The organism is Cellulomonas septica, assembly GCF_012396155.1.
Taxonomy (GTDB): Bacteria; Actinomycetota; Actinomycetes; order Actinomycetales; family Cellulomonadaceae; genus Cellulomonas; species Cellulomonas septica.
This window is the reverse complement of record NZ_JAAXOY010000295.1, coordinates 1-4,311: the sequence shown is the minus strand read 5'-3', so window position 1 is coordinate 4,311 and position 4,311 is coordinate 1. Positions and strand designations below refer to the sequence as shown.

General features: G+C 73.0%; 4 protein-coding genes. 1 reads left to right on the top strand and 3 read right to left on the bottom strand.

The features are described from left to right. Positions 1-366: 366 nt before the first annotated feature. Complete coding sequence (locus HGA02_RS11865) at positions 367-576, bottom strand: BldC family transcriptional regulator (protein ID WP_124343038.1); 210 nt, start codon at positions 574-576, stop codon at positions 367-369. A 416-nt stretch (positions 577-992) separates the two neighbouring features. Between HGA02_RS11865 and HGA02_RS11860 the strand changes: the two genes are divergently transcribed. Continuing rightward, the gene (locus HGA02_RS11860; protein ID WP_124343037.1) at positions 993-1,205 is read left to right on the top strand and encodes a DUF3073 domain-containing protein; all 213 of its coding nucleotides are present in this window, start codon (positions 993-995) and stop codon (positions 1,203-1,205) included. 289 nt (positions 1,206-1,494) lie between these two features. Here HGA02_RS11860 and purM read toward each other — a convergent pair whose 3' ends face one another. Continuing rightward, a complete protein-coding gene (gene purM, locus HGA02_RS11855; protein ID WP_124343036.1) occupies positions 1,495-2,616 on the bottom strand; it encodes a phosphoribosylformylglycinamidine cyclo-ligase in 1,122 nt (373 codons plus the stop codon). Next, the gene (purF, locus tag HGA02_RS11850) at positions 2,613-4,160 is read right to left on the bottom strand and encodes an amidophosphoribosyltransferase (RefSeq protein ID WP_162354098.1); all 1,548 of its coding nucleotides are present in this window, start codon (positions 4,158-4,160) and stop codon (positions 2,613-2,615) included. The genes purM and purF overlap by 4 nt, the downstream gene beginning before the upstream one ends. Between the last annotated feature and the right edge of the window lie 151 nt (positions 4,161-4,311).

The following is a 4,311-nucleotide window of genomic DNA, read 5'->3' as shown; positions in this document are numbered from 1 at the left end:
GACCCGCGCCATGGTCGTCGTCGTGCGCGGGACGCTCGACAGGCGCCACGGTCGTCGTCGTGCGCGGCGTGCTCGACCGGCGCCACGGTCGTCCTCGTGTGCGGAGCGCCGTGGGCGCGCGAAAGCTCGGGGCGAAGTGAGGTGCCTGTGCACGCGTGGCCGATCGGCGGCGGGGTCACGACGTCGTCGTCGTCCCGAGGGCCGCAGTCACGCGCGTGCCGGGCGCCGGTGGCGGCGCGAGGCGTGCGGTGTCCAGGCCGGACACGAGGACGTCGGCGCCCTCAGGGCGCCGGCGTCAGGGGCCGCACGAGGCGGCGTGAGGGGCGGACGGGTGGAGCGCCCGCCCCGGTGTCGTCCGGCGAGGGATCAGTCGTCGGACGCGTGCTGCTGGGGCACGCCGTTGAGCAGGTCGCGCACCTCGGACTCCCGGTAGCGACGGTGGCCACCGAGCGTGCGGATCGAGGAGAGCTTCCCGGCCTTCGCCCAACGGGTCACCGTCTTCGGGTCGACCCGGAAGAGAGTGGCGACCTCGGACGGCGTGAGCAGCGCCTCGGACTCTGCGGGGTGAGCGGTCATCAGCTGCCTCCTGCGGCAAGCGTGCGGGCGGCCGACGCTGTGCGCCGGTTCCGCCCCGTCGGGTGCGGTTGGTGCGGTGCGCGGGTAGCGCGGTGGTGCGGGTGATGCGGGCAGTCTCACTAGCATGAACGAAACGGTCAGATGGCGCATTCCGGGACACAGTTTGGTCACGGATGCCGCATCACTCTCATCCAACTCTCATCATGCATCGTTACACGAACCGTACCGTCAGCCTAAACCCGGCGAATCGGTCATCACGACCCCACCGCGCCACGTGATGTGTGTCGCTCGCTCGTGAGTGGTCGGAATAGCGCGGGACCATGTACCGTTGCCCCACGAAGAGACGATTCAGCACCCCGGGGCCGCACGTGTGAGCACGGTGCCGCCCCGCATCCACGTTAGAGGGGGTCGATGCCATGGGGCGCGGCCGTCAGAAGGCGAAGCAGACCAAGGTGGCCCGGGAGCTGAAGTACTTCAGTCCCGAGACCAACTACCGAGCCCTCGAGCAGGAGCTCGGCTCGCTGAGCCACAACGATCTGGGATCCGAGCGTCGCGGCAGCGCCGTCGACACAGGTGACTGGTCCCGGGACGAGGACGACGACTACCGTCGCTGGTCCGACGACGGCTGAGGTCGTGGGGTCGGCGCGACGGCCCCACCGAGCGTGACCCCTCCGCCCCGCTGAGGTCGTCCCCGCTCGGACCCGTCCACCGCCGACCAGCACGGTGCGGCACAGCGGTCACACCACACACTCACCGGCCGGTGACGTTCCTGACGTCACCGGCCGGTTGGTGCGTGCGCCGGACCTCGCCCGGTCCGGAAGCCACCGGACGTCGGTCGACCAGATCGACCACGACCGTCGGACGCGATGCGTCCCTGTCCAGCGGACGGCGACCTTCGACGTCACCGTCACCCGGCCGTCAGGCGCGGTAGGTCCCCGAGAGGCGGACGGCTCCCCCGTCGACGCCCTTGGTCCCTGCGACGAAGTCCGGCGAGCCGGCCACGTCGAGCGTCGGGTCGGCGTCCCGCACGGTGCCGAGCACCCAGGCCGGGAGGCCCAGCTCGTCCGCGTGCGCGAGGACGCCGTCGACCGCGTCGGCCGCGACGACGGCCACCATGCCGACGCCGAGGTTGAGCGTGCCCTCGAGGTCGTGCCACGGCACGCCCCCGAGCCGCTGCACGAGCGAGAAGACCGGCGGGAGCTGCCAGCCACCGCGGTCCACGTCGGCGACCAGGCCCTGCGGCAGGACGCGCGCGACGTTCGACGCGAGACCGCCGCCGGTCACGTGGCTGAACGCGTGGATCCCGGCGACGCCGGCGCGCTCGACGAGGGCCAGGACGTCGCTCGCGTAGACGCGGGTCGGCTCGAGGAGCTCCTCGCCGAGGGTGCGGCCGAGCTCGTCGACGTGACGCTCGAGGCCCCAGCCGGCGACCTCGACGACCTTGCGGACCAGCGAGTAGCCGTTGGAGTGCAGGCCGCTCGACGCGAGCGCGACGAGCACGTCGCCCGCGCGCACACGGTCGGGGCCCAGCAGCTCGTCGGCCTCGACGACACCCGTCGCGGCACCGGCCACGTCGTACTCGTCGGGGCGCAGCAGGCCGGGGTGCTCGGCGGTCTCGCCGCCGACGAGGGCGGTGCCGGCGACCGAGCAGGCCGCGGCGATGCCGCGCACGATGTCGGCGATGCGCTCGGGAACGACGCGGCCGGTCGCGATGTAGTCCGTCATGAACAGCGGCTTCGCGCCGACCACGACGATGTCGTCGACGACCATGCCGACCAGGTCGAAGCCGATCGTGTCGTGCACGTCGAGCGCCTGGGCGATCGCCACCTTGGTGCCGACGCCGTCGGTCGACGTCGCGAGCAGCGGGCGGCGGTAGCGGGTCAGGAGCGACGCGTCGTACAGCCCGGCGAACCCGCCGACGCCGCCGAGGACCTGCGGGCCGTGCGTCGCGCGCACGGCGTCCTTCATCAGCTCGACGGCCTTGTCGCCGGCCTCGGTGTCGACTCCGGCGGCGGCGTAGGTGACCTGCGGGGTGCTCACGGGTGCTCCAGGGCGGTCGCGCCACCGGTCGACGGGACGATGGTCAGCAGGCCGTCCTCGGGGGCGCCGAGGGGCAGCTCGTTCTGCTCGAGGAGGTGCTTGCCGAGGCGGTCGGCAGGCGGGAGCTCGATCGGGTAGCGGCCCGAGAAGCACGCGGTGCACAGCTGCGAGCGCGGCTGCTCGGTCGCCTCGACCATGCCCTCCTCGGAGATGTAGCCGAGCGAGTCGGCGCCGAGGGACGCCGCGATCGCGTCGACGCCGAGGCCGTTCGCGATGAGCTCGGCGCGGCTCGCGAAGTCGATGCCGTAGAAGCACGGCCACTTCACGGGCGGCGAGCTGATGCGGATGTGGACCTCGGCGGCGCCGGCCTCGCGCAGCATGCGGACGAGCGCGCGCTGGGTGTTGCCGCGGACGATCGAGTCGTCGACGACGACGAGCCGCTTGCCGCGGATGACCTCGCGCAGCGGGTTGAGCTTGAGCCGGATGCCGAGCTGGCGCAGCGTCTGCGACGGCTGGATGAAGGTCCGGCCGACGTAGGCGTTCTTGGTGAGGCCCTGGCCGAACGGGATGCCCGACTCGGTCGCGAACCCGACGGCCGCGGGCGTGCCCGACTCCGGCACGGGGATGACGAGGTCGGCCTCGACCGGGTGCTCGATCGCGAGGCGGCGGCCCATCGCCACGCGCGCGGCGTGCACCGAGCGGCCGGCGATCGTCGTGTCGGGGCGCGCGAGGTAGACGTACTCGAAGACGCAGCCGGCGCGGTCGACGGGCGCGAACCGCGTCGAGCGCAGGCCGTCGGCGTCGATCGCGATGAACTCGCCGGGCTCGACCTCACGCACGAACGACGCGCCGACGATGTCGAGCGCGGGCGTCTCCGACGCGACGACCCAGCCGCGCTCGAGCCGGCCGAGCACGAGCGGGCGGACGCCCTGCGGGTCGCGCGCGGCGTAGAGGGTGTGCTCGTCCATGAAGACGAGGCTGAACGCGCCGCGCAGGCGGGGCAGGACCTCGAGCGCGGTGGCCTCGAGCGTGTGGTCCGGGTCGCCCGCGAGCAGCGCGGTCACGAGCGCGGTGTCGGTCGTGTTGCCGCGCGCGAGCTCGCCGCGGCGCTGGTTGCCGTACCGCTCGGCGACCAGGTCGACGAGCTCGGCCGAGTTGGTGAGGTTGCCGTTGTGCCCGAGGGCGACCGTGCCGGCAGCCGTGGCCCCGAGCGTCGGCTGCGCGTTCTCCCAGGTCGAGCCACCCGTCGTCGAGTAGCGCGCGTGCCCGATGGCGATGTGCCCCTGCAGGGCGTTCAGCGCGGTCTCGTCGAAGACCTGGGAGACGAGGCCCATGTCCTTGTAGACGAGGAGCTGCTGGCCGTTCGACGTCGCGATGCCCGCGGACTCCTGCCCACGGTGCTGCAGCGCGTAGAGGCCGAAGTAGGTGAGCTTGGCGACCTCTTCGCCGGGTGCCCAGACGCCGAAGACGCCGCAGGCGTCCTGCGGGCCTTTCTCGCCGGGGAGGAGGTCGTGGTTCAGTCGTCCGTCTGCGCGGGGGGCCACGGCCCTATGGTCGCACACCGTCCCGAGGCGTCCGGGGCCGCGCCCGACGTCCGGACGGGTGGAACCGCGCGGTCGGCACTGCGGGTCACGCGCGGTTCCCGCGCCGCGAGTCGCCGCCGGCGAGGGGTCGCGACCGGTGCGGCGAGGCGTC